At 65.5% G+C, this 24,186-nt stretch carries 20 protein-coding genes; 13 read left to right on the top strand and 7 right to left on the bottom strand.

Annotation, left to right across the window (positions count from 1 at the left end; translation table 11 throughout):
• The first annotated feature begins 103 nt into the window (after positions 1-103).
• The 3 genes from BLT66_RS21800 (at position 104) to BLT66_RS21810 (ending at position 2,983) form a co-directional block, all read left to right on the top strand.
• Positions 104-910 carry an HDOD domain-containing protein gene (locus tag BLT66_RS21800; RefSeq protein WP_092761128.1) on the top strand — a complete coding sequence of 269 codons (807 nt, stop codon included), beginning with the start codon at positions 104-106 and terminating at the stop codon, positions 908-910.
• 295 nt (positions 911-1,205) lie between these two features.
• Positions 1,206-1,844: an endonuclease III gene (gene nth / locus BLT66_RS21805; RefSeq protein ID WP_092761130.1), complete on the top strand. Its 639-nt coding sequence runs from the start codon at positions 1,206-1,208 to the stop codon at positions 1,842-1,844.
• Positions 1,845-1,846: 2 nt separating this feature from the next.
• A complete protein-coding gene (locus BLT66_RS21810; protein ID WP_092761132.1) occupies positions 1,847-2,983 on the top strand; it encodes a GGDEF domain-containing protein in 1,137 nt (378 codons plus the stop codon).
• Positions 2,984-3,061: 78 nt separating this feature from the next.
• On the opposite strand, the gene BLT66_RS21815 is transcribed toward BLT66_RS21810, so the two are convergent.
• The 3 genes from BLT66_RS21815 to cobT all read right to left on the bottom strand — a co-directional run bounded on the left by BLT66_RS21815 (position 3,062) and on the right by cobT (position 8,078).
• Positions 3,062-4,582 carry a diguanylate cyclase gene (locus BLT66_RS21815; protein ID WP_092761134.1) on the bottom strand — a complete coding sequence of 507 codons (1,521 nt, stop codon included), beginning with the start codon at positions 4,580-4,582 and terminating at the stop codon, positions 3,062-3,064.
• Between the two features lie 22 nt (positions 4,583-4,604).
• On the bottom strand, positions 4,605-6,851 hold the full coding sequence (locus tag BLT66_RS21820; RefSeq protein WP_255407035.1) for a sensor domain-containing protein: 2,247 nt from the start codon (positions 6,849-6,851) through the stop codon (positions 4,605-4,607).
• A 192-nt stretch (positions 6,852-7,043) separates the two neighbouring features.
• Positions 7,044-8,078, bottom strand: a complete 1,035-nt coding sequence (gene cobT, locus BLT66_RS21825) for a nicotinate-nucleotide--dimethylbenzimidazole phosphoribosyltransferase (protein ID WP_092761136.1) — start codon at positions 8,076-8,078, stop codon at positions 7,044-7,046.
• Between the two features lie 242 nt (positions 8,079-8,320).
• On the opposite strand from cobT, the gene BLT66_RS21830 reads away from it, so the two are divergent.
• The 6 genes from BLT66_RS21830 to BLT66_RS21855 all read left to right on the top strand — a co-directional run bounded on the left by BLT66_RS21830 (position 8,321) and on the right by BLT66_RS21855 (position 13,963).
• Positions 8,321-9,091 (top strand): lysine/arginine/ornithine ABC transporter substrate-binding protein, encoded by a 771-nt coding sequence (locus BLT66_RS21830; protein WP_092761138.1) that lies wholly within the window; start codon positions 8,321-8,323, stop codon positions 9,089-9,091.
• Between the two features lie 103 nt (positions 9,092-9,194).
• Positions 9,195-9,881, top strand: coding sequence for an ABC transporter permease (locus tag BLT66_RS21835; RefSeq protein ID WP_092761140.1), 687 nt, complete (start codon positions 9,195-9,197; stop codon positions 9,879-9,881).
• Positions 9,882-9,891: 10 nt separating this feature from the next.
• A complete protein-coding gene (locus BLT66_RS21840; protein WP_092761142.1) occupies positions 9,892-10,605 on the top strand; it encodes an ABC transporter permease in 714 nt (237 codons plus the stop codon).
• A gap of 14 nt (positions 10,606-10,619) precedes the next feature.
• Positions 10,620-11,732, top strand: coding sequence for a succinylglutamate desuccinylase/aspartoacylase family protein (locus BLT66_RS21845; RefSeq protein WP_092761144.1), 1,113 nt, complete (start codon positions 10,620-10,622; stop codon positions 11,730-11,732).
• Between the two features lie 21 nt (positions 11,733-11,753).
• Positions 11,754-12,530 (top strand): ABC transporter ATP-binding protein, encoded by a 777-nt coding sequence (locus tag BLT66_RS21850; protein ID WP_092761146.1) that lies wholly within the window; start codon positions 11,754-11,756, stop codon positions 12,528-12,530.
• A 71-nt stretch (positions 12,531-12,601) separates the two neighbouring features.
• Entirely contained in the window at positions 12,602-13,963 is a 1,362-nt protein-coding gene (locus tag BLT66_RS21855) for an esterase-like activity of phytase family protein (protein WP_218922645.1), read from the top strand.
• 4 nt (positions 13,964-13,967) lie between these two features.
• Here BLT66_RS21855 and BLT66_RS21860 read toward each other — a convergent pair whose 3' ends face one another.
• Complete coding sequence (locus tag BLT66_RS21860; RefSeq protein WP_092761150.1) at positions 13,968-16,358, bottom strand: putative bifunctional diguanylate cyclase/phosphodiesterase; 2,391 nt, start codon at positions 16,356-16,358, stop codon at positions 13,968-13,970.
• Between the two features lie 47 nt (positions 16,359-16,405).
• Positions 16,406-17,866 carry a cobyric acid synthase gene (locus tag BLT66_RS21865; protein WP_255407036.1) on the bottom strand — a complete coding sequence of 487 codons (1,461 nt, stop codon included), beginning with the start codon at positions 17,864-17,866 and terminating at the stop codon, positions 16,406-16,408.
• Positions 17,867-18,131: 265 nt separating this feature from the next.
• Here BLT66_RS21865 and BLT66_RS21870 point away from each other — a divergent pair, with 265 nt between their 5' ends.
• Positions 18,132-20,339, top strand: coding sequence for a phosphocholine-specific phospholipase C (locus tag BLT66_RS21870; protein ID WP_092761154.1), 2,208 nt, complete (start codon positions 18,132-18,134; stop codon positions 20,337-20,339).
• Between the two features lie 41 nt (positions 20,340-20,380).
• Positions 20,381-21,034: a choice-of-anchor R domain-containing protein gene (locus BLT66_RS21875; RefSeq protein WP_092761156.1), complete on the top strand. Its 654-nt coding sequence runs from the start codon at positions 20,381-20,383 to the stop codon at positions 21,032-21,034.
• Here the strand turns inward: BLT66_RS21875 and BLT66_RS21880 are convergent.
• The gene (locus tag BLT66_RS21880) at positions 21,031-21,714 is read right to left on the bottom strand and encodes a nucleoside/nucleotide kinase family protein (protein WP_092761158.1); all 684 of its coding nucleotides are present in this window, start codon (positions 21,712-21,714) and stop codon (positions 21,031-21,033) included. The genes BLT66_RS21875 and BLT66_RS21880 overlap by 4 nt on opposite strands.
• 9 nt (positions 21,715-21,723) lie before the next feature.
• The gene (locus tag BLT66_RS21885; RefSeq protein ID WP_176955135.1) at positions 21,724-22,680 is read right to left on the bottom strand and encodes a TIGR01777 family oxidoreductase; all 957 of its coding nucleotides are present in this window, start codon (positions 22,678-22,680) and stop codon (positions 21,724-21,726) included.
• 39 nt (positions 22,681-22,719) lie between these two features.
• Between BLT66_RS21885 and BLT66_RS21890 the strand changes: the two genes are divergently transcribed.
• Entirely contained in the window at positions 22,720-23,262 is a 543-nt protein-coding gene (locus BLT66_RS21890) for a DinB family protein (protein WP_092761162.1), read from the top strand.
• Between the two features lie 66 nt (positions 23,263-23,328).
• Positions 23,329-24,150, top strand: coding sequence for a helix-turn-helix transcriptional regulator (locus BLT66_RS21895; RefSeq protein WP_092761164.1), 822 nt, complete (start codon positions 23,329-23,331; stop codon positions 24,148-24,150).
• Positions 24,151-24,186 lie beyond the last annotated feature (36 nt).

Genomic DNA, 24,186 nt, shown 5'->3' on the forward strand with positions numbered 1-24,186 from the left:
GCAAAGGTTTTCAGCAAGCGCTCAAAACCCTGTAAATCGTACAGAATGTCTACGTATGTAAACCCACACCGAATCCCCCACCACCAACCTCAGGACGCGCTCTATGCCAGATATTTCGGTATTTTTCCAATCCGTCAAACTGCCCGTCATGTCCGAGGTCGCGCATTTGCTGATCCGCACCTTGAACGACGAGAACGCCTCCGGCCCGCAGGTGGCCGCCATCATTGCCAAGGATTCGGCGCTCACTGCCAAGCTCTTGCGCCTGGCCAACAGCGCCAGCTTCGGCCTGAGCCGCCATGTCAGCACAGTGGACGACGCGATCAGCCTGGTCGGCATGGGCCGGGTGCGCACCCTGGGCCTGGCCGCATCCATGGGCGACGCGTTTCCGGTGGTCGACGGGCTGGACCGCGGCGAGTTCTGGCGCAGCTGCATGGTCAGCGCCGGCTATTCACAATGGCTGTCGGCCCATCTGGGCATGGACGGCAGCCAGGCCTGGCTGGCCAGCATGATGGTGCGACTGGGCGAGCTGATGATTGCCCAGGCCCAGCCCAGCAGCCTGCAAGAGATTGAAAAACTGCCGCACCAGCCCGGCGGCCGCTGGGAGCGCGAACAGCGCATCACCGGCTTCAGCGAAGGCCAGATCACCGCCGAGCTGGCCCGGCGCTGGAACTTCCCGGCCGAGATCGTGCGTGCGCTCGACACCTCGTCCGACCCGATGGCGGCCAAGCCATTCAACCGGCTCGGCGGCATCGTCCACTTGTCGATGCTGCTGGCCGACATGCCGGCCGGCGGGCCTGAGATGCTGGACGCCTTGCCCACCGACGTGGTGCACGCCCTGCAGCTGAATCCCGAGTGGATGCGCGCCAAGTTCCCGGCGCCCGATTCCTTCATCGACATTTCCAATCTGTAAGAGCCTGTTCACAGTCTATTTGGGGCCGCGCAGTTGCCTTTTCGGGATGGGCTGGTAGGCGCAGCGTGCAGCCAATAGCCCGGCTATTGGCAAGCGGTGCAACACCCCAGACCGCCCGAAAAGGCAGCTGCCCTGCGGGTTGGGGAGAAATCGGGCGATTTGTCCGCCATCCCCTTTGTATGGGCAGGGAGCCCATGCTGCAGGTGCTGACAGCCAACTCATCCCGATTGCTCCCCAACGCGACCCCCAATAGACCGTGAACAGGCTCTAACTGGCGCTGCGGTGTAATGGAGGTATGAACCGCGAAAACATAGTTGGATTTTTTGCCACCCTCCAAGCCGCCAACCCGATGCCGGTGACCGAGCTCGAATACACCAGCGTGTTCGAGCTGCTGACCGCCGTGCTGCTGTCGGCCCAGGCCACCGATGTGGGCGTCAACAAGGCCACGCGCCGCCTGTTCCCGGTGGCCAACACGCCGCAGGCGATTCTGGACCTGGGGCTGGACGGGCTGGAAAGCTACATCAAGACCATAGGCCTGTACCACAGCAAGTCCAAGCACCTGCTGCAGACCTGCGAGATGCTGGTCCGCCTGCATGGCGGCCAGGTGCCGCGCACCCGCGAAGCCCTGGAAGCCCTGCCCGGTGTGGGCCGCAAGACCGCCAACGTGGTGCTGAACGTGGCCTTTGGCGAGCCCACCATGGCAGTGGACACGCATATCTTCCGCCTGGGCAACCGCACCGGACTGGCCCCCGGCAAGACCCCGCTGGATGTGGAGCGGGGCCTGCTCAAGCGTATACCGCCAGCCTACATGGTGGACGCCCACCACTGGCTGATCCTGCATGGCCGCTACATCTGCCAGGCGCGCAAGCCGCTGTGCTGGCAGTGCGCGGTGGCGCGCTACTGCGACTATCAGCCCAAGACCGCCGCGCCCTGAGCATGCTGGGGATCGATCCACGTTCCATCGTCCTGCTAGCGGGGGCGATGGGTTTGCTGATGTCGCTGGTGCTGTTTGTGTTGCGGCGCAACTATCCGCCCACCATCCAGGGCCTGGGCGAATGGGCGGCCGGGCCGTTTCTGTGCTTCATCTCGACCCTGCTGTTTGGCGCGCGCGGGCTGATCCCCGACTTCGTCTCGGCCGTCATCGGCAATCTGTTTCTGCTCAGCGGCTCGGCGCTGTTCTACATCGGCAGCCAGCGCTTCCACCGCCAGCCCACCTCCTTGCGGCTGTGGGGCGGGTTGATCGTGGCGTCGGCGCCGGTGTTTGCCTGGTTCGTGCTGGTGCAGCCGAATTACGTGGCACGCCTGGTGGTGTTCACCAGCCTGATGGTCTGCCTGTTCTTCAGCCATGCCCGGCTGCTGTTCAAGCACGGGGCCGACCACATCTTCACCCAACTGACCGGCGGAGTGCTGTTGCTGCAAACCGGCTTTCTACTGCTGCGCCTGGTGACCATCCCGATAGACCCCCATACGCAGGGCATATTCGACGAATCGCCGTTCCAGGTTATCTACGTCGTGGCCTATGCGATGTGCGTGCTGCTGCTGTCGATTGGCGTGGTACTGATGGCATCCGAACGGATGCGCAGCGAGTTTGAATACCTGGCCACCCATGACCCACTGACCGCCTGCCTGACCCGTCGCGCGCTGATCGCCGCCTGTGAACAGGAGCTGGAGCGCAGCCGCCGCCACGGCCACCCGCTGGCGCTGATGATGCTGGACCTGGATCACTTCAAAAACATCAACGACACGCATGGCCATCTGGTCGGCGACCGGGTGCTGGTGGACTTTGCCGACAGGGTGGGCCAGCAACTGCGCCTGCCCGACCGGCTGGGCCGCTTTGGTGGCGAAGAGTTTGTGGTGCTGCTGCCCGAGACCAGGCTGGACAACGCGCTGCATGTGGCCGAGCGCATCCGGCACAGCCTGGGCCAGAGCACCGGCCTGCCGGTCTGCACCGCCAGCATCGGCATCACCACACCGCACAGCGACACGGATACGGTGGACCACCTATTGGCGCGGGCCGACCAGGCGCTGTACCGCGCCAAACATCTGGGGCGGGACCGGGTGGAAAGCAGCTGAGCTGAAGATTTATACAAAAACACCCGTTAGCGCAATCTGTTCCTACGCTAGCAGCTATTGACTCAATAGCAAATCGGTTTACAACGGAGCCCGGGTCGACGGGCTTTTGTCGGTCACATCCAGCAGCAGCAACAGCATCCAGCCGTCGCTGTACGAGGTTTCGCTGGCGCGGTACCAGCGACCATCGCAGGTATCCACCAAGAAGTTGCGCTGCGGCTGGCTGCGCCGCTTGGCATCGGCGGCACGCAGCCAGGCTTCGATGTCGTCGGACACCACGTTCGGGCCGACCCGCTGCGCATGGCAGTGGCGGATGATGTCGCCAAAACTTACCGCGTCGCGCGGCACAGCAAACAAGGTCAAGAAAGCCGGGTTAGCCACGGCCAGCCGGTCCGACGGGTCGAACAGCGCCAGTGGCACATCGCCCATGTCCAGGCCCGACAGCAGCTGCGCCACTTTCAGCGGGTCGCCCAGCATGCGGAATGTGCTGTAGGACGGCTGCGCCGGCGGGGCCTCCAGCGGCCCGGGCACGGTAGCCGCCGACTGGTCGCCCAGCACCACCACGCAGTCCCGCCCCAGGTGCTTGGCGCGGTACAGCATCTGGTCGGCCAGGCGCAGCCAGGCTTCGACGCTGGGCACGTCGGCGGTGAGCTCGGCCACGCCAAAACTGGCGGTCACCAGGGCCTCTTCCAGCAAGGGCTGCTCGTGCAGGTCGCGGCGCAGCCGGTCTAGTACCTCGCGCGCAGCGGCGGCCGAGGTCAGCGGCAGCAGCACGCCAAACTCCTCGCCGCCGTAGCGGCCGCAGACATCGGTTTCGCGCAACACCCGGTTCAGTGCAGCGGAGAACCGGCGTATCGCCTCGTCGCCCGCCGCATGGCCGTGCAGATCGTTAATGCGCTTGAAGTAATCGAGGTCGGCCAGCACCAGCACCGCGGCTTCGCCGTGGCGGCGAAAGCGCACGAACTCGGCCCGCACCAGCCGTTCCCAGTGGGTGCGGTTGAACAGGCCCGACAGGCCGTCGTGCTGGCTCTGGTGGCGCAGCTCCAGGCTTTGCTTCTTCAGGCGGTGGATGGCTTTGCGGGCGATGTAGCTGATCAGGATGGGCTGGCAGATCATCAGCGGCAGGCAGGCCAGCACGGTCGGCAGGGTGGACGCAGGCTGCCAGTGCCAGCCAAACACGGCGATGCCCAGCAGCACGCCAGCCAACTGCCAGAGCAGGCCGCGCGCCAGCAGCCGGCCCCCACCGCCGGCCATGCTGTCCATGCTCAGCAGGCTGACGGTGAGCACGCAGGGCAGCAGGTTGAACTGCATGGACACCATCCATATGCCGCCCAGAAAGTGGTCGGCCAGCAGGTTGCGGCGCTCGGCCTCGCGCGGATTGGCGGCACGCCGCGCCAGCCACCAGCCGATCTGCGGGCCGACAAAGCAATGCAGGACCGGCCCGATCCAGTACCACATCGGCGATTGGTTCTGCAGCAGTACCGCAGCCGTCATCACAAAGCCCAGGGCCAGCCCGGCCATGCGCGACAAATAGCTGCGCCGCGCAAAATTCCGGTGGTTTTGCAGTACCTCTTGCGACAGCTCGGAGCTTAGTTCGGCCATGGTGACAGACCGGCGTGGCGCATCACTGTGCGGCGGCCAGGCGCGCGGCCAGCCACGGCTCCAACTCGGCCGCCGGCAGCGGCCGGGCAAACAGATAGCCCTGCAGCACCGGGCAGCCGCGCGCGATCAGAAAGTCGGCCTGCAGCTGGGTTTCCACGCCCTCGGCCACCACCACCAGGCGCAGGCCATCGCCAATGCGCAGCACGGTATTGGTCAAAGCCTGGGCAGCAGGGCTGTCGGCCAGGTCCTGCACAAAGCTTTTGTCCAGCTTGAGCTCGTGGATAGGCAGGCGGTGCAGGTAGCCGAGCGAGGAATAGCCGGTGCCGAAGTCGTCCAGCGACAGCCGGACCCCCAGGGCATGCACCGCCTCGATGGTGGCCAGCACGCTGCGGCCGCTGTCCATCACCACGCTTTCGGTCATCTCCAGCACCAGATCGCTGGGTTGCAGGCCATGGCTGCGCAGCAAGTCGGCCACCAGCGTGGGCAAGGCCGGGTTCTGGAAATTGCGTGCCGATAAATTCACCGCCACCTGGGGCACGGCCACGCCGCGCCGGCGCCAGTCGGCCATCTGCCGGCAGGCTTCGGCCAAGGCCCAATGGCCGAGCTCGTCGATCAGGCCGCATTCCTCGGCCAGCGGAATGAACTGGGCCGGCGACACCGGCCCCAGCCGCGGGTGGGTCCAGCGGGCCAGGGCTTCCACGCCGTACAGCGAGCGGCAACCCGCGCCACTGACCTGGGGCTGGTAATGCAGGTGCAGGCCGCCGTCGCGCAAGGCGTTGCGCAGCGCATCTTCCAGCGCCACCCGTTCCTGGGTGATGCGGTTCATGTCGTCGTTGAAGAAGCGCAGGCAGCCCCGGCCATCGCGCTTGGCCTGGTGCATGGCCTGGTCGGCATGGTTGAGCAAGGCATCGAAGTCCAGCCCGTCATCGGGGAAAACGGCCACGCCGATGCTGGCATTCGGATACACGGTGCCGCCGGCGAGCGGTACCGGCTCGGCAATCGCCAGTAACAGGCGTTCGGCGGCGGTGGCTGCCTGCTCGTTAGAGCACTGCTGCAGCACGACCACAAACTCGTCACCGGCCTGGCGCGCCACCAGGTCCCGGCTGCCTACGCCCAGGCCCAACCGGCGGGCGATCTCGCGCAGCAGCTCATCTCCCGCGCCGTGGCCTTGTGCATCGTTGACCTGCTTGAAGCGGTCGATGTTGATGAACAGCACGGCCAGCGGCGTCTGGGTGCGCCGGGCGTCGGCCAGCGCGCGCTCGGCCTGGGTGCACAGCAGCTTGCGGTTGGGCAGGCTGGTCAGAGCGTCGTAATAGGCCAGGTGGTGGATGTGGGCACGCGACTCTTCGCGCTCCATGGCCAGCGCGCACAGGTGCAGGCTGACGTCGATCAGGCGCTGGTGCAGCGCGTCGGGGCCGCGCTGGCTGCGGTAGTAAAAAGCAAAGGTGCCCAGCACCCGGCCGTCGCGCGCCATGATCGGGCTGGACCAGCAGGCCACAAAGCCCAGCGGCAGGATCAGATGCTTGTATGGCGCCCACAGCGGGTCGGTGGCGATATCGGTCACCAGCACCGCCTCGCCGCGCCAGGCCGCGGTGCCGCAGGAGCCTGTCACAGGACCGATGGCCAGGCCGTCCAGCGCGTCCGAATACAGCTTGGGCAGGCTGGGCGCGGCCAGCGGGCGCAGGCGCCCTTCCGCGTCCACCCGAAGGATGGACGCGGCCACCTCGGGCGCGATGCGTTCCACCTCACGGCAGACCAGCTCCATCAGTTCAGGCATGGGCAGCTCTTGCACCATGGCGTGCAGCAATTTGTACTGCAGCACCTCGTGCATCTTGGTCTGGGTGATGTCGGCCAGCACGCCGACCACCCCGTTGAAGCGGCCTTGCGCGTCGAACAAGGGGTTGGCCACGATGGACACCCACAGCGGCCGGCCAGACTTGGTATAGAGCAAGACCTCGGCCCGCCCGCCACCGGGCTGCTGCAGGTCGCGCTTGATGCGTTCCACCACCTGAACATCGGTGTGCGGGCCGGACAAGGTGGCGCTGACAGTGCGGCCCAGAACCTCGTCCAGGGTGTAGCCAAACATGCTGGTGAAGCCGGCGTTGGCGTAGACGATGCGGGTATCGGGCCCACCGACGATGAAGGCGTTGTCGCTCTGGTTCACCACCTGCAGCAGCTGCTGCATCGGGTCTTGCTGCGCAAGGGCCACCGGAGCGCCCGCCTGGTTGGCATCCGGATCAACAGCAGCCAACGGACAAGGCTTATTCATGGGCTCGGCAGGCAAAGAATGTAAATCTAGTCTACCAGCCCGTTTACAAAAATGCGTGCTGCCGACAAACGCCATACCGCAGGGAAACCCTTGTGGCAAGGCGATTAAATTTCACAAACAAATATAGCCTCTAGCGCAGATACAACCTGCGCAGACAGCTATTTATTCAATAGCAATCGCCGCCAGCCAGGTTCAGCTGGACGCTGCATCGCTCTGCGATACGCCGGCCGAGGCAAAGCTGGCCATGTCGCGCAGCACCAGGCAGGCCGATTGCAGCAGCGGCCAGGCCAGTGCAGCGCCCGAACCCTCGCCCAGCCGCAGGCCCAGATCGAGCAGTGGCTGCGCCCCTAAGTGGTGCAGCATCAGGGCATGGCCGCGCTCGCCCGAGCTGTGGGCAAATACGCAGCGTTGCAGCACCAGCGGCTGTAACGCATGCGCCACCAATACCACCGCGCTGGCGATGAAGCCGTCCACCACCACCACCCGGTTTTCCTGGGCAGCCTGCAGCACTGCGCCCAGCATGGTGGCCATCTCGAATCCGCCAAAAGCCTCCATCGCCTCCAGCGGATCGGTCACACCCGCATGCCGCTCCAGCACCTGGGCCAGCACCGCAATCTTGCGCTGCAGGCCGGCATCGTCCAGCCCGGTGCCCACACCGGTGCAGTCGGCAATCTCCAGCCCGGTCAGGCGCGCCATCAGCAGCGACGCGGCCGAGGTATTGCCAATGCCCATTTCGCCGAGCAGCAAGACATTGCCCGGCAGGCTTTTGACCACCGCCCGGCCCTGTGCAACGGCCCGTTCGCATTCGAAGGCGCTCATCGCAGGCTGCTCCAGCGCATCGGCCGTACCGTAAGCCACCTTGTAATCCAGCAAGCCGGGTCGCGGCGCAAAGTCATGGCGCACGCCGCAGTCCACCACCGTCAGGTCAATGCCATGCTGCCGGGCCAAAACGCTGACACAGGCGCCGCCGGCCAGAAAGTTCTCCACCATCTGCCAGGTCACGTCGCTGGGATAGGCCGACACGCCGCGGGCTGCCAGGCCATGGTCGCCGGCAAACACCACCAGTTGGGGCTGCTGCAGCTCGGGCGACTCGCTGCCCAGGATCTCGCCCAGTTGCAGAGCCAGGGTCTCCAGGCGGCCGAGCGCCCCCAGGGGTTTGGTCTTCTGGTCCAGCTTGTTTTGCAGGGCTTGGCTTAAGGTGGAATGGGACAGGTCGGACAAAGGCATGGGGCGGGCTCGTGATAGGAACAAGGGGAAACAAGGGGAACAAGGGGGAAAAGTCCCGGACATTACAGCAAACAAACATCCTGTATGCCGCTGGTATGGGACTTGCGTTACGCTGTTAGTGGCCGTTAAGGGCAAACACCAGCAAAAGTGCACCACTTTGGAGCCTAGAATTTGAAGGCTCAAAGGTGTTCAGCTACTCTTCTTTTTGACCACCGTAATAACAGGATTAACAGGAAATATTGATGAAAAAAATCGTTTTGACTCTCGCACTCAGCGCGTTGTCGGTTGCGGCTCTGGCCCAAGGTAAAGACCTCAAGGTCGCCATCGACCCGACCTACGAACCCTTCACCTTCAAAACCGCCGACGGCAAACCCACCGGCTTTGACGTGGACATCGCCAGCGCGCTGTGCGAACAAATCAAACGCAAATGCGTGTTTGTCGAACAGGTCTGGGACAGCATGATCCCCGGCCTGCAAGCCAAGAAATACGACGCCATCATCAGCTCGATGTCGATCACCGAAGACCGCCTGAAGGTGGTGGACTTCACCGACAAGTACTACAACACCCCCTCCAAGATCATCATCAAGAACGACATCAAGTTCAGCGATGTGGCTTCCCTCAAGGGCAAGAAGATCGGCGTCTTGAAGGGCAGCACCCAAGAGAAGTACGCAAACGGCGAACTGAAGAAAGTCGGCGTAGTCGTCACCCCCTACGAAGCCCAGGACCAGGTCTATCTGGATATCAAGTCGGGTCGCTTGGACGGCACCGTGGCCGACATCGTAGAAGTCACCGGCGGCTTCCTGAGCAAGCCCGAAGGCAAGGACTACGTGGCAGTCGGCCCAGAGCTGTACATCCCCAAGTACTTTGGCGGCGGTGCCGGTGTAGCCATCCGCAAGGGCGACAAGGCCTTGAAGGATGAGCTGAACGCTGCCATCAAGACCATCCGTTCCAACGGCACCTACAAGACCATCAACGACAAATACTTCAAAATGGACGTCTACGGCACCAAGTAAGCTGTAGTCTCAAAGCCGTGGTTGGAGCGCACCGGTATATTGCCGGCAGCGGCCACCACGGCTTGTTCTTTTGTTTGTCCTTTTCCTTCCGGAAGCTTTTGCCTTGTCTGATTACTACTGGTCGATTCTTCACGGCGCAGGCCTGACAGTCGGAGTCTCCCTGGCCGCGCTGGTGGTCTCGGTGCTGCTGGGCCTGCTGGGCGCAGCCGCCAAGCTCTCGGGACGCCCGGTGCTGGTGATCCCCGCCACCCTGTACACCACCGTGATCCGCGGCATCCCCGATCTGGTCTTGATGCTGCTGGTGTTCTACGGCGGCACGATTGGCGTGAATGCCCTGCTGGAGATGGCCGGCAGCGAGGCGACGCTGGACCTGAACCCGTTCTTTGCCGGTGTCCTGACCCTGGGCTTCATCTACGGCGCCTACATGACCGAGACTTTCCGCGGCGCCATCATGGCGATTCCGCGCGGCCAGTTCGAGGCGGCTGCCGCCTTTGGCATGGGTCCTAAGCAGGCGTTTCTGCGCATTACCGCACCGCAGATGGTGCGCTACGCCCTGCCCGGCTTTACCAATAACTGGCTGGTGCTGATCAAGGCCACGGCCCTGGTGAGCCTGATCGGCCTGCAGGAGATGACCTATCTGGCCAAGCAGGCCAGTGCGGCCACCCGTTCGCCGTTTGCCTTCCTGCTGTTTGCGGGTGGGCTGTTCCTGGTCTACACCTGGGTGTCGCTGCAGGTGCTGCGCAAGCTCAATGAGCGCTATAGCCTCGGTACCAAGAGGATTACGCTATGAGGGCTGCACGATGAATTGGGAAGTCATATTCCGGGCCGAGAGCCTGGCGATGTTCGGCGAAGGCATCTTGACCACCTTGTGGCTGCTGTGCGCCTCGGTGGCGATTGGTGCGGTGCTGGCCTTGCTGTTTGCGCTGGCGCTGACGAGCAACAGCGCCTTCTTGCGCCGGGTGGTGGGTGCCTATACCTTTGTGATCCGCGGCACGCCGCTGCTGATCCAGGTGTATCTGATTTACTACGGCCTGGCCCAGCTGGACTGGATCCAGGCGCGTTGGGACACGATCTGGCCGTGGATGTACTTCAAGGACGCGTTCTTCTGTGCCCTGCTGGCGTTTGCGCTGAACACTGCCGGCTATACCGCCGAGATGCTGGCCGGCGCCATCCGCGAGACCAATGCGGGCGAGATCGAGGCGGCCCAGTCGTTTGGCATGGGCCGCTTCAAGATCCTGGCCCGGGTGGTTTTGCCCAGCGCCATCCGGCGCACCCTGCCGGCCTATAGCAACGAGGTGGTGATGATGCTGCAGAGCACCAGCCTGGCCAGTGCGGTGCCGGGGCTGCTGGATGTGACGGCAGCAGCCAGCCGCATTTATTCGGACTTTTACCTGCCGTTCGAGGCGTACTTGTTTGCCGCCGCCATCTACCTGGTCGGCACTTTTGCGCTGATCGCCATGTTCCGGCTGGCCGAGCGGCATTTCTTGGCTTATTTGGCTCCGCGTAAACATTGACACAGATTGAACCTATGCAGCGTACCGACCATGTACTGCGCAGCCAAAGCCTGGGCAGCCAGAAAATCCTTACCAGCCTCCACTTCGGCACCGCCGGTGCCCGGCCCAAGGTGTATATCCAGGCCAGCCTGCATGCCGAGGAATTGCCCGGCATGCTGGCCGCACACCACCTGCGCCGCATGCTGGAGCAGGCCGAGGCCCGGGGCCAGATCCAGGGCGAAATCATCCTGGTGCCCATGGCCAACCCCATCGGCCTGGCCCAGCGTGTGGACAACAAGCCCATGGGCCGGTTCGACCTGAACACCTCGGAAAACTTCAACCGCCACTACCCCGACTTCTGTGCCGCCGTGCTGCCGCAGGTGCAGGAAAAAATGGGCGCCGATGCCGAGGCCAATGTGCGAACAGTGCGCCAGGCCGTAGCCACCTACCTGCGCGATTGGGAGCCCGCCACCGAGCTCGCCAGCCAGCGCAAGCAGCTGGTCAGCCTGGCCTATGACGCCGACGTGGTGCTGGACCTGCACTGCGACTGCGAAGCCGTGATGCACCTCTACACCGAGGCGCCGTGCTGGCCCACATTCGAGCCGCTGGCGCGCCTGCTGGGCGCCCAGGCCGTTCTGCTGGCCAAGAACTCGGGCGGCCTGTCGTTCGACGAATCCCTGTCCGGCCTATGGTGGCAGCTGGCCGACAAGCTCGGCATCGCACTGCCCCAGGCTTGCTGCAGCACCACGGTGGAACTGCGCGGCGAAGCCGACGTCAGCCATGCCTACGCCAAGGCCGATGCCAGCGCCATCCTGGCCTACCTGCAGCATTTGGGTGTGGTCGGCGGAACCGCCCCGATCCTGCCCGAATTGGCTTGCGCGGCCACGCCCTTGGCGGGCGCGCAGTGTGTCAAATCCCCGGTGCCCGGCGTGCTGGTGTTTGCAGCCAAGCCCGGCGACCGCCTGGCCCTGGGTGAACTGGTAGCCGAGGTGATAGACCCGGTGAACGGCACGGTACACGCGCTGCGCGCCGAGGTGCCCGGCGTGCTGTACGCCCGCACCACCGAGCGCTATGCCACCCCCGGTGACGACCTGGCCAATATCGCGGGCAGCGTGCCGTTCCGTACCGGCAACCTGCTGGGCGCCTGAATTTTTTGAAATGACTTTGCTATGACCACCAAGCCCCTGAAACTCCAGGCCATCGACATCCACAAGAAGTTCGGCTCCAACGAGGTGCTCAAAGGCGTGTCGCTCGAAGCCCGCGCCGGCGACGTGATCAGCATCATCGGCAGCTCGGGCTCGGGCAAGAGCACCTTTCTGCGCTGCATGAACCTGCTGGAAAAGCCAAATGCCGGGCGCATCGTCGTCGCCGGTGAAGAGCTGAAACTGGTGGCCGACAAGAATGGCGAGCTGGTGGCTGCCGAGGCCAAGCAGTTGCAGCGCATGCGCACCAAGCTGGCCATGGTGTTCCAGCATTTCAACCTGTGGGCGCATATGACGGTGCTGCAAAACATCATCGAAGCCCCCATCCATGTACTCGGTGTGTCCAAAGACGAAGCGATTGAACGCGCCCGCAAGTATTTAAAGCTGGTCGACCTGCAGGGCAAGGAAGACAGCTACCCGGCCCACATGAGCGGCGGCCAGCAGCAACGCGTGGCGATTGCCCGTGCCCTGGCCATCGAGCCCGAGGTGATGCTGTTCGACGAACCCACCAGCGCGCTCGACCCCGAGCTGGTATCCGAGGTGCTGAAGGTAATGCAGACCCTGGCCCAGGAAGGCCGGACCATGGTGGTGGTGACCCACGAGATGGGCTTTGCCCGCGAAGTGGCCAACCACCTGGTGTTTCTGCACAAGGGCTGCATCGAAGAGCAAGGCGTGCCGCGCGAGGTGCTGAGCCAGCCGAAGAGCGTGCGGCTGCAGCAGTTCTTGTCGGGTAGCTTGAAGTAGGCTTCTGCGTCGTCACGGCGCTGACATTTTCACAGCGCAAACTGATGGGTTTGCCACCCAGGAAACCGCCCGTGAAAACCATCCTCTCCGCGATTGCGGCAGCCACCGCCCTACTGGCCAGCGCTGTCTGCGCCCAGCCCGTCTTCGTCAACGGCCTGGCCATCCCAGGCAACACGCTGGATGCCACCGGCGTGCCGGGCGCCAACCAGGGCCGGGTCGGTTTTTTCTCCGACATTTATTTCGATCCGCAGGGCAACACCTGGTGGGGTCTATCCGACCGCGGACCCGGCGGTGGCCTGATCGACTATGCAACCCGGGTACAGCGCTTCACGCTGGATATAGACCCGGCAAGCGGCGCGATTGCGAACTTCCGGGTCGCACAAACCGTGCTGTTCACCGATGCCCAAGGCAAACCCTTCAATGGCCTGGCGCCGAACCCGGCGAACCAGCGCGGTCTGGCTTTGGACCCGGAAGGCTTTGTGGTGCACCCGCGCAGCGGCAACTTCCTGGTGTCGGATGAATACGGGCCGTCGCTTTACGAGTTCAATGCCAGCGGCCAGTTTGTGCGCGCCTTTGCCACCCCCGCCAACCTGCTGCCGCGCAACACCACCAATGGTCACATCAACCATGGCGACGATGCCGACAACAACGCGGGCAAGCGGCATAACCGCGGCTTTGAAGGCCTGGCGATCAGCCCCGACGGTGCGTTTGCCTACGCCATGATGCAAAGCCCAATGCTGGACGAAGGCGGCAGCAAGGACGGCCGCTTTGCGCGCATCGTCAAGTTCGACACCGCCAGCGGACAAGCCGTCGCGCAGTACGCTTACCTGATGGACCGCGCGGGCCAGGGCCAAGGCGTCTCTTCCCTGGTGGCTATCAACGGCACGGACTTCTGGGTGCTGGAACGCAACAACCGCGGCGTAGGCGCGGGCGCCACCCTGGCCAGCCCCGACAAAAGCGTGTACCGCGTCAGCCTGGGCGGCGCCAGCGATGTGTCCAACACCGCACTGCCCGCCAACGGCAGCACACTACCAGCCGGTGTGGTGCCCGCCAGCAAGGGCCCCAAAATCATCGACCTGGCAGCCAACACCCTGCCTGCGCTGGGCAACAAGTCACCTGAAAAATGGGAAGGCCTGGCCATCGGCCCCCAGCTGGCGAACGGCCGCTATCTGGTGCTGGCAGGCACCGACAACGACTACAGCGTGACGCAAACCGGCTCGGGCGAGCAGTTCGACGTGTACTTCAAGATGGACGCCGCCGACCCCTTGGCCGCCTCCATCCAATGCCCGCTGGACAAAACCACCGGCTGCAGCTTCACCACCGGTGGCGCAGCCGCTACCCTGGTCGACGGCTACGTCTTGCTGCCCGGCGTGCTGCATGCGTACACCGCATCGGCTGCAGACCTGGCCGGCTACCAGCGGCCCGCGCGCTAAAGCTTCAGGCCACCAGCCCTGGCGGTGGCGCCACCAGCCAGCCCGCAATGAAGCTACGGGTCTGCAGGGCATCCATGGGCTTGGCGATCAGGTAGCCCTGGGCCTGCAGGCAACCGATGCGGCGCAAGGTCTCGCGCTGGGCCAGGGTCTCCACGCCCTCGGCCGTGGTTTCCAGCTGCAATGCCTGGGCCAGCTGGATGATGGCTTGCACGATGGCCACTGCGCTGCTGTCGCCCGCAGGGCTGTCCATCAGACTGACGAAGGATCGGTCGATCTTCAGCTTGTCGAGCGGAAAGTTGCGCAGATACGAGAGCGACGAATAGCCGGTGCCGAAGTCGTCCAGCGCCACCCGCACGCCCTGGCTACGCAGCGCGTGCAGCACCTGCAGCGCGGCCTGGCTGTCGCGCATCAGCGTGGACTCGGTGATCTCCAGCTCCAGTCGCTCACAGGCCAGGCCGCTGTGCTGCAGCGCATCCTGCAAGGTGTGCAGCACATCGGCATTGCCAAACTGCACGGCCGACAGGTTCACCGCCACCCGCAGATGGGCCGGCCAGTGCATCGCATCCAGGCAGGCCTGGCGCATCACCCAGGCGCCCAGGGGCACGATCAAACCGCTTTCTTCGGCCAGGCTGATGAACTCCAGCGGAGATACCAGGCCGCGCACCGGGTGCTGCCAGCGCACCAGCGCCTCAAAGCCCAGCAGCGCGCCGCTGGCCAGCTCCATCTGCGGCTGGTAGTGCAGCACGAACTCACCCCGCTGCAAGGCCAGGCCCAGGTCGCTCAGCAAGCCCAGCTTGTGCCGGGCCCGCACATCCATCGCAGGATCAAAAAACCGCAGCGTGTGCCGGCCTGCGGCCTTGGCCGCGTACAAGGCCATGTCGCTGACCTTGAGCAGCTGCTCGGCACTGCCGGCGTCGGTCGGCGCAAAGCCCACGCCGATACTGGCATGCACCTCGATGCTGTGGTTGTCCACCCGCCAGGGCTGTGCCAGCGCGGCCTGCAGCTGGGCGCCGTAGCGCTCGGCCTGCCCACGCGATAAGCGGCCGGGAACGATCAGCGCGAACTCATCGCCGCCCAAGCGGGCCAGCAGCGCATCGGCCGCTACCTGCGCCGACAAGCGCCGGGCCACCTCTTGCAGCAGCTGGTCGCCCACCGCATGGCCCAGTGAATCGTTGACGGTTTTGAAATTGTCCAGGTCCAGCAGCAGCAAGCTGCAGGGCGTCACCGCCTGGCCCGGGGCAAAGTACCCGGCCAGGCGCTGGCCGAACTGGTGGCGGTTCGCCAGCCCGGTCAAGGTGTCCACATGGGCCAGGCGCTGCATTTCCAGCTCGCGCTGGCGTACCGCGGTGATGTTCGAGCCCACGCCGCGCCAGCCCTGATGCAGGCCGGCCGCATCCCGCAGCGGCTTGGCCGTCAACGACCACCACTGGGGTTGGCCCGCCACCTGCGCAGGCACCACCAGATCCCGAAACGGCGCGTCCTGCGCCAGGCAGGCCGCCAGGCCCGCCAGCATCTCCGCCTGGTCGTTGGTCAGCAGCGGGTGCATGGAGGCCAGCAAGTCCAGCAGCGAACGCCCCTGCAGCGCGGCCGGCGCCACGCCCATGGCCTCAGCCAAGCGCACGGACACATGGCGCAGGCAAGCCTGGCGGTCGGTTTCCCACAGCCAGTCGCTGGCGTTGGCCTCAAAGTCATTCAGCAGCAAGCCCACCAATTGCTTCTGCTGCTCGATTTCCGTCTCGGCCTTGAGCCCGGCCAAAAACACCCGCGCGCTCACCAGCACCGTGGCCACCACCACCACGGTGTACACGCCCAGCAGCCCCAGGAGATAGGTGTAGACCAGCTCGTGGCGGGTTGCAAAGATGATGGCCACCCCCGTGCACATGGTTAGCCCCCAGGCGATGCCCGCCAGAGGCAGGCAGGCACACATCCAGCTGCCCATGGCGATAAAGGCGGCCAACACCGCCGTCAGCAACAGCCGCTCGCCGCTGTCGGCCACCCCAAACAGATAGCCTCCCATCGCCGCAAAACAAGCTGCCGCAGCCGCGATCAGCAGCGCAAATGCACGCAGCGTGCGGATGGAGACGGGGGTGGACGCAGCCATGGGTTTGCGCTGCTGCCATAGCCCGAAGTTGATGGCGGCCAGTATCCAGATCGCCAGGGTCAAACCCAGCAAAACGCCATGGTCGGCTTTGTTCCAGAAGATGGCGCACAGCGCCAGCGCGGTCACCGCGTTGCCCGAGCTGCTCATGGGCAGCTGGCGCAGCACCGCATGGTATTGGCGGCCGCGGTAGCGGGCGGCCTGCTCGGCTGTGGCCGCAGGGTCGCGCCAGCAGCCCACCAGAGCTTGCTGCAGCTGGCGCCAGGCACGGCTTGCGGCGCCGCCGGGCGTCAGCATATGCACTCCATCGCGGCCACAGTTTGCAAGACCATGGCGCAGTGTAATCAGCTGCGTTGCACCAGCGAAGCCAAGAATCCGGGTGAAAAATGCGCCTCGGCGAAGTCGGCCAGGCCGTCGAATACCGTGTCCAACGTTGGCACCGTGGCGCCAAACAGCGCGTGCAGCACCGCCGGGTCTTCCAGCAGGCCGTGCAGGTACAGGCCCAGCACATTGCCGGCCGCGTTCTGCCAGCCCAAGCCGTCGGGCAACACGGCGCGCGCCACATCGCCAGCCCGGGCCATGGCCGCATGCTGCTGGGTCTGGCCATGGTGGATCTCATAACCGGCCACGGCCACCCCGGCCAGCGCCGCCCACGGCCCGGCCATGCCGGCGGCAAACACTGCCTGCTTGTGCTGCACCGTCTTCGTCAATTCGAACTGGGTGACCAGCGGCAGCAGGCCCAGGCCGGGCGCGTTGCCATCGATGCCATGGGTGTCGATCAGCGCCTCGCCCAGCATTTGCAGGCCGCCGCAGATGCCCAGCACCGCCCCGCCCTGCGCCGCATGCTGGCAGATCGCCGCATCCAGGCCCTGCTGGCGCAGCCAGGCCAGGTCGCCGCTGGTGTGCTTGGAGCCGGGCAGGATGATGGTGTCGACCCCGGCCAGTGCAGCCGGGCTCCGCGCCCACACCAGGCGCACGCCGGGCATGTTCTTCAGATGCTGAAATTCATCCAGATTGCTGATGCGCGGGTAGGCCACGATGGCCACGGTGCGTGTCACCACGCCGGTGGCCTGCGAGCGGTCGTCAAACACGCCGTCCTCCTCGGGCAGGCCGTGCCGCCACCACATCGGCAAGGTGGCCACGGTGGGCACGCCGGTCAGCGCCTGCAGCTGCTCGGGGCCGGGGGACAGCAAGGCCGCATTGCCGCGGAACTTGTTCAGCACAAAGCCGCGCAGCAAGGCCCGGTCGGCCTCGGGCAGCAAGGCCCAGGTGCCGTACAAATGGGCGAACGCGCCGCCGCGGTCGATGTCGGTGACCAGCAGGCAGCGGGCATCGGCATGGCGGGCCACACGCATATTGACGATGTCGCTGCTGCTGAGGTTGATCTCGGCCGGCGAGCCCGCGCCTTCGATCACCAACACATCGTTCTCGGCGCGCAGCGCGTCCAGCGACTCGGCGATCACCGGCCAGACCTTGGCGCTGCGGCTGCGCCAGTCCATGCCCGTCAGTTCGGCGCTGACCTCGCCCAGCAAAACGACTTGGCTATGGGTGTCGCGCTCGGGCTTGAGCAGCAGCGGGTTCATGCGCACCTCGGGCACGGCGCGCGCGGCCAAGGCCTGGAAGTACTGGGCGCTGCCAATCTCGCCACCGGCAACCACCCGCGCGTTATTGCTCATGTTCTGCGCCTTGAACGGCGCGACCTTGAGTCCCTGGCGGGCGTAGTGGCGGCACAGCGCGGTGGTCAGCCAGCTCTTGCCGGCGCCACTGGTGGTGCCCAGCACCATGGTGCAAACGGCGAGGGTCATGCGGCAAATTGCTTCATACAACAGCTGAAATTTATAAGAAACAGGCCTGCATCGCAGGTAATACCTGCGCGACAAGCTCTCAATTAGATAGCATCTACTGGCGAGATGCCTTCTGGATGATAGCCACAGAAGAACCAGCTTTACACAGGCCCATGCGCACTTCGAGCCTCTGGCGGACGGGCAGACACAAATGTGTAACACCTGCGGCAGAAGATGGCCGTCTACCTGACGGGCCCACGCCAGGACCACAAGAAGGACCACCCCCATGACTTCGATCGACCGCCGTTCCCTGCTCCGCGGCGCCGCCGCTGCAGGGCTGACCACCGTGCTGCCCGACGCCATCAAGAACGCCTTGGCCATCCCCGCCAACAGCGTCACCGGCACCATCCAGGACGTACAGCACATCGTGGTGCTGATGCAGGAGAACCGCTCTTTCGACCACTACTTCGGCACGCTGCGCGGCGTGCGCGGCTTCAGCGATCCGCGGGCCGTGCGCCTCTACGGCTCGGGCAACTCGGTGTTCCAGCAGCCCAATGTGAATGCAGCCGGCGTGACGCAAAGCCCGGCCACTCTGCTGCCGTTCCGCCCGGCCGGCGCCGACCTGGGCCTGGCATTTCTGGCCGACCTGGCACATTCATGGAAGGACGCCCACGGCGCCTGGAACAACGGCCTCTACGACAAGTGGATTCCGAACAAGACCAGCAAGACCATGAGCTACCTGCAGCGCTCGGACATCCCCTACTACTTCTCGCTGGCCGATGCCTTCACTGTGTGCGATGCCTACCACTGCTCGATCATGGCATCGACCGACCCCAACCGCTACTACCTGTGGACCGGCTGGGCCGGCCAGAACGGCACGCTGACACCGGACGGCAACGCCACCGGCAGCACCCCCGGCAACGTGGCCCTGGCCAGCAATGGCAACGGCGTGCCGCCCTACGGCCCGGTGGTAACGAATGCCGAAGCCGGCTACAACTGGCGCACCTACCCCGAGCGCCTGCAGAGCGCCGGCGTGACCTGGAAGATCTACCAGGACATCGGCGTGGGCCTGACCGCCGATGGCTACTGGGGTTGGACCGGCCAGCCCTACATCGGCAACTACGGCGACAACTCGCTGCTCTACTTCAAGCAATACCAAAACGCCGTGCCCGGCGATCCGCTGTATGACCGCGCCCGCGTCGGCACCAATATCTACAACAACGGCGCGTTCAACAACGGCGCGCTGTTTGACCAGCTGCGCAGCGACGTGCTAAACAACACCCTGCCCCAGGTATCGTGGATCGCAGCGCCAGAGGCCTATACCGAACACCCGAACTGGCCGACCAACTACGGCGCCTGGTATGTGAACAACGTACTGGCCGCGCTGACCGCCAACCCCGCCGTCTGGGCCAGCACCGTGCTGATCATCTGCTACGACGAGAACGACGGCTTCTTCGACCACGTGGTGCCGCCCACCCCGCCGATGACGGCGGCCCAGGGCAAGTCCACCGTCAGCACCGCCAACGAGATCTACCCCGGCAACGGCACCGCCAGCTACCCCGCCGGCCCCTACGGCCTGGGCGCCCGCGTGCCCATGCTGGTGGTATCGCCCTGGAGCAAGGGCGGCTGGGTCAACTCGCAGGTGTTCGACCACACCTCCATCGTGCAGTTCATCGAAAAATGCTTTGGCGTGGTCGAGCCGAACATCACCCCATGGCGCCGTACCGTCTGCGGCGATCTGAGCTCGACCCTGGACTTCTCGATCGCCAGCGGCGGAGCCTCGCGCCTGCCCAGCACCAACGCCTATGTGCCACCCGCCTCCGACGTGAGCAGCGGCAAGACCTATCCGGACCTGGCCGTCACGCCACCGGCCAACCAGACCATGCCGTTGCAGGAAGCCGGCGCCCGCCTGGCCCGCGCCCTGCCCTACCAGCTGCAGGCCCAGGGCGTTGCCAACGCAGCCAGCCAGACCTTTGGCATCAGCTTCAGCAATACCGGCAGTGCCGGCGCCTGGTTCCATGTGCGCACCGCCAACAGCTCGGTGGCCGGCGGCGGCACCGGCCCCTGGGGCTATACGGTGGAAGCCGGTAAGAGCGTGTCCGACACCTGGCTGCCGAAGAGCGGCTCCAGCGCCTATGACCTGGCGGTCTACGGGCCGAACGGCTTCTTCCGCAAGTTCGCCGGCAGCATCGGCGGCGCGGCGGCGAATCTGGCGGTGCAGACCGTGTATGACACCATCGGCGGCGGCATCTCGCTGATCGTCACCAACCTGGGCACCGCAGCCACCACGGTCACCGTGGCCGACCAGTACATGCGCAACGCCTCGCACCAGACCCTCGCTCCGGGCGCCAGCTATCGATCCGACTGGACGCTGCAGACCAGCTCGCGCTGGTACGACCTGCTGGTGACGGCCAGCACCGACGCCAACTTTGTCTGCCAATGCGCGGGCCATGTGGAAACCGGCAAGCACGGCGTCAGTGATCCGCTGCTCTGAGCCCCCAACCTATTCCTACCTATTCACTGCCAGGAAATACCATGTTCTCCAAGCTCCCCACATTCCTCCGCACCGCCCTGCTGTCGGCCAGCGCCTGCGTGCTGCTCGCAGCCATACCCGCAGCCCAGGCCGGCGTGGTCTACAGCAACCTGGACGCCGCGCAAAGCGGCTCGGACGCGGTGTACGGCAACGGCCCGCTAGCCAACTCCTTCACCACCGGCGCGAGCGGCGGCACGCTGAACGCCATCCAGGCGCTGCTGATGAACCTGGGGCCGGACATCGTCTCGGACGTCCAGGTGAACCTGCTGTCCAGCAGCAGCGGCGCACCGGGCAGCACGCTGGCCGCGTTCAACAGCCTGTCCAGCGCGGGCATTTCGTCTGCGGGCTTTGCGGCCTACAGCTTCTCGCTGGCCTCGGGCTACAACCTGGCCGCCAACACCACCTACTGGATCGAAGTCATCGCCGCCGATGTGAACGCCATCCAGTGGTCGTACTCTTCCGACCTGTCCGGCGTGGGCGTGGCCGGGGAGTCGTCGTACAGCGCGGCGTTTGGCGTCAGTCCGAATGCACAGGCCGCGGCCGACGGCTTTGGCCCCTACCAGATGGCGGTGGAATTGCCCGAACCTGGCTCGTTCGCCCTGGTCGGCCTGGGCCTGGCCGGCGTGCTGGTGGTGCGCCGGCGCAAGCAAAGCTAAGTTTGCAGCGGGACGGACTGCACCAGTCCGTCGGCCCGCGCCCGGCTGTGCAGCACGATATCGGCGTTCAGCTGGTCGTTCTGCGCCACCCGGTTCTGCGCCTGGGCCACGCTGAAGCCCCAGGCCGCCTGGTGCCGTGCGACCAGGCGCTGCAGCGCCAATTCCATGGGCACGTCCAGGTACCAGCAGGTATCGAACAAGCCGTCCAGATTCCAGCCGTGTTCGCGGTGCAGCAGGTACAGGCCTTCGACCAGCACCAGCCGGGTGCTGGGCGGCACCCATACCGCGTTCTCCACCGGGTCGCCCACGCTGTGCTCGAACTCGGGCCAGGGCACAGCAGCTGCATCAGCAGTCAAAGGCGCGTCGCGCAGCGCCCGGATGCGGGTCGCCAGCCCGGCTGCATCAAATGTCCAGGGGGAGCCGCGCCGGGCCAGCGCCGCGGCCGGGTCGGGCATTTGCGCCAGCGCAGTGCGCGGCAGGTGAAAGCCGTCCATGCCCAGCGCCAGCATGCTGCCCGGCCCAGCCTGGGCGTTGACGGCGTCGGCCAGCTGGGTGGCGATGGTGCTCTTGCCGGAACCTGGCAGGCCAACAAGGCCGACCACGGTACGGCGCTGCGGGTGGGTGTGCAGCCGGTCCAGCAGCTGCTGCACCGGCTGGGTAATCAGAGAGGGATGTGTCATCCCCAGAATTTACCCGCGCCGCTGCTCGATATCGCGCAGCGCGGCCTCGAAATGTTCAAACCTAAAGCGGTAGCCCTCGCCCAGCAGGCGTTGCGGCACCACGCGCTGGCCTTCGGTCAGCAGGCTGGCCTGGTCACCCAGCAGCATGTCGAGCAAGGCCGCGGGCACCGGCAGCGCCACCACGCAGCGCAGCACCGTGCCGGCGATCTGGGTGAATTCGCTGTGGGTGATGGGCAGCGGCGCGGTCAGGTTGTAGGCGCCGCTGGGCAGCGCGTCGGGCGTGGTGTGCAGCCGGGCCAGCAGCAGGCCGACCACGCCGACCACATCGTCCAGATGCACCCAGCTGAACACCTGGTCGCCACGCCCCATCTGCACACCCACACCGAAGCGGAACGGCTGCAGCATCTTGGGCAAAGCTCCCTGCTCGCCCAGCACCACGCCCAGGCGCAGGGTGGCCACCGCCACGCCATGCGAAGCCATGCGCTGCGCGGCCTGCTCCCAGCGCTGGCACAGTTCGGACATGAAGATGGGCTGGTCGGACGCGTCTTCGCCCAGTGCCGTCGGGTCGCCAGGCGGCTGGGTGCCGTAGTAGCCGATGGCCGAGGCCGACAGCAGCAAGCGCGGCTTGTACTGCGCGCGCGCCACCCAGTTCACCAGGGCCTGGGTCACACCACTGCGGCTGGCGTGCAGCACCTGCTTGCGCGCCGGGGTCCAGCGCGGCCCCAGCACCGGTTCGCCCGAAAAATTGAGGATGGCGTCGAACACCTCGTCCGGCGCCAGTGCGTCCAGGCTGGTCACGGCGCGCACCGTCTGCCCATACAAGCGCTCGGCCTTGGCCGCATCGCGCACCCACAGCGTGGGGCGGTGGCCCTGGGACAGCAGCATCTGGCACAAGGCCTGGCCCAAAAAGCCGGTGCCACCGGTAACGAGCACCTTGTAACTGGGCGGAACACTGGATGTAGGCATAAGTGGGAATGCTTTCACGAACCATGGCACCATGGCAGGATGGACAACCCATTTTCTGCCAACTATCGCTTTCTCGCCCTTTATAACCGCTGGCTTAACCAGCGTGTGTACACAGCGTGCGAACAACTGCCTGAAGCCGCCCGCCAGCAAGATCTGGGCGCCTTCTTCGGCTCTATCCAGCACACGCTGAACCACCTGATGGTGGGCGACCAGATCTGGCTGCAGCGCTTCATCGCCACCGGCGCCGCGCACGGCGTGGACTTTAGCGCGCTGACCGCGGTGGTCGACCTGCCGCCGGGCTGCACACTGGATACACAACTTTACCCAGACTGGGCCAGCCTCAAGGCCCGGCGCGAAGCATTGGACACGGCCATCGAAAGCTGGCTGGCCCAAGCCCCCGACGACATGGCCAGCTGGACCATGGCCTACACCAGCATGCAAGGCGCACCGCGCCAGCACCCGATGTGGCAGGCGCTGACGCACTTCTTCAACCACCAGACCCACCACCGCGGCCAGGTGAGCACGCTGCTGGCCCAGCAAGGTGTAGACCTGGGCGTGACGGACTTGATCGCCCTGGTGTAGATTTATAAAAAATAGGGCTCTGGCGCATGTAAAACCTGCGGCAGCAGCTACGAATTAAATAGCAACATGTCCGCCCAGCCCCAAACCCAGCATTACCCCGACCCGCAAGCCATAGGCGCAGCCTGCCAGATCCACGCGCGGGTGGCGCACCGCGTCGCCACGCTGACCCTGCACGCCGACCTGCTGGTCTGGGTGCAATCCGGCAGCAAGACCGTGCACCACGCGCGCGGCAGCCACCGCTGCCATGCCGGCCAGCTGCTGATGCTGGCCAAGGACAGCGTCTGGGACGTGGTGAACGATCCCGCTCCCCAGCCCCGCTACCTGGCCTGCGTGCTGCAGATCGACCCCGAGATGGCGGCCGACTTCCACCAGCGCTACCCGGCCCTGGCCGGCAACGCCCGCCCGGTGCTGGCCCAGGTGCTGGCGGTGGACGACACCCTGGGCCCATCGCTGCAGGCCGCAGCCGATGCGCTGTCCGGCAGCAGCCCGCTGTCGCCCACGCTGCAGCGCCACCGGGTCACCGAAGTGCTGCTGATGCTGGCCGAGCGCGGCTGGGTCTTCCCACCCAATAGCCAGCTGAGCAGCGCCGACCGCGTGCGCCGCGTGGTCGCCGGGCGCCTGCATGCCGACTGGAACGCCGAGGCCGTGGCCCAGGCCCTGCACACCAGCCCCAGCACCCTGGCGCGCCAGCTGGCCAAGGAAGGCAGCAGCATTGCCGCCACCGTGCGCGAAGCCCGGTTAGAGACCGCGCTCGGCATGCTGCAGACCAGCGAACTGCCGGTGGGCGAGATCGCCCAGCACTGCGGCTACGCGTCGCACAGCCGCTTCGGCGCGGCCTTCAAATCGCGCTTCGGCTTTGTGCCCTCGCTGTTGCGCGAAACGGCATAAGGGCTGCACGGTTCGGGCTAAACACTTCTGCGGCTT

It is taken from the genome of Rhodoferax sp. OV413, assembly GCF_900104385.1.
Lineage (GTDB): Bacteria > Pseudomonadota > Gammaproteobacteria > Burkholderiales > Burkholderiaceae_C > Rhodoferax_B.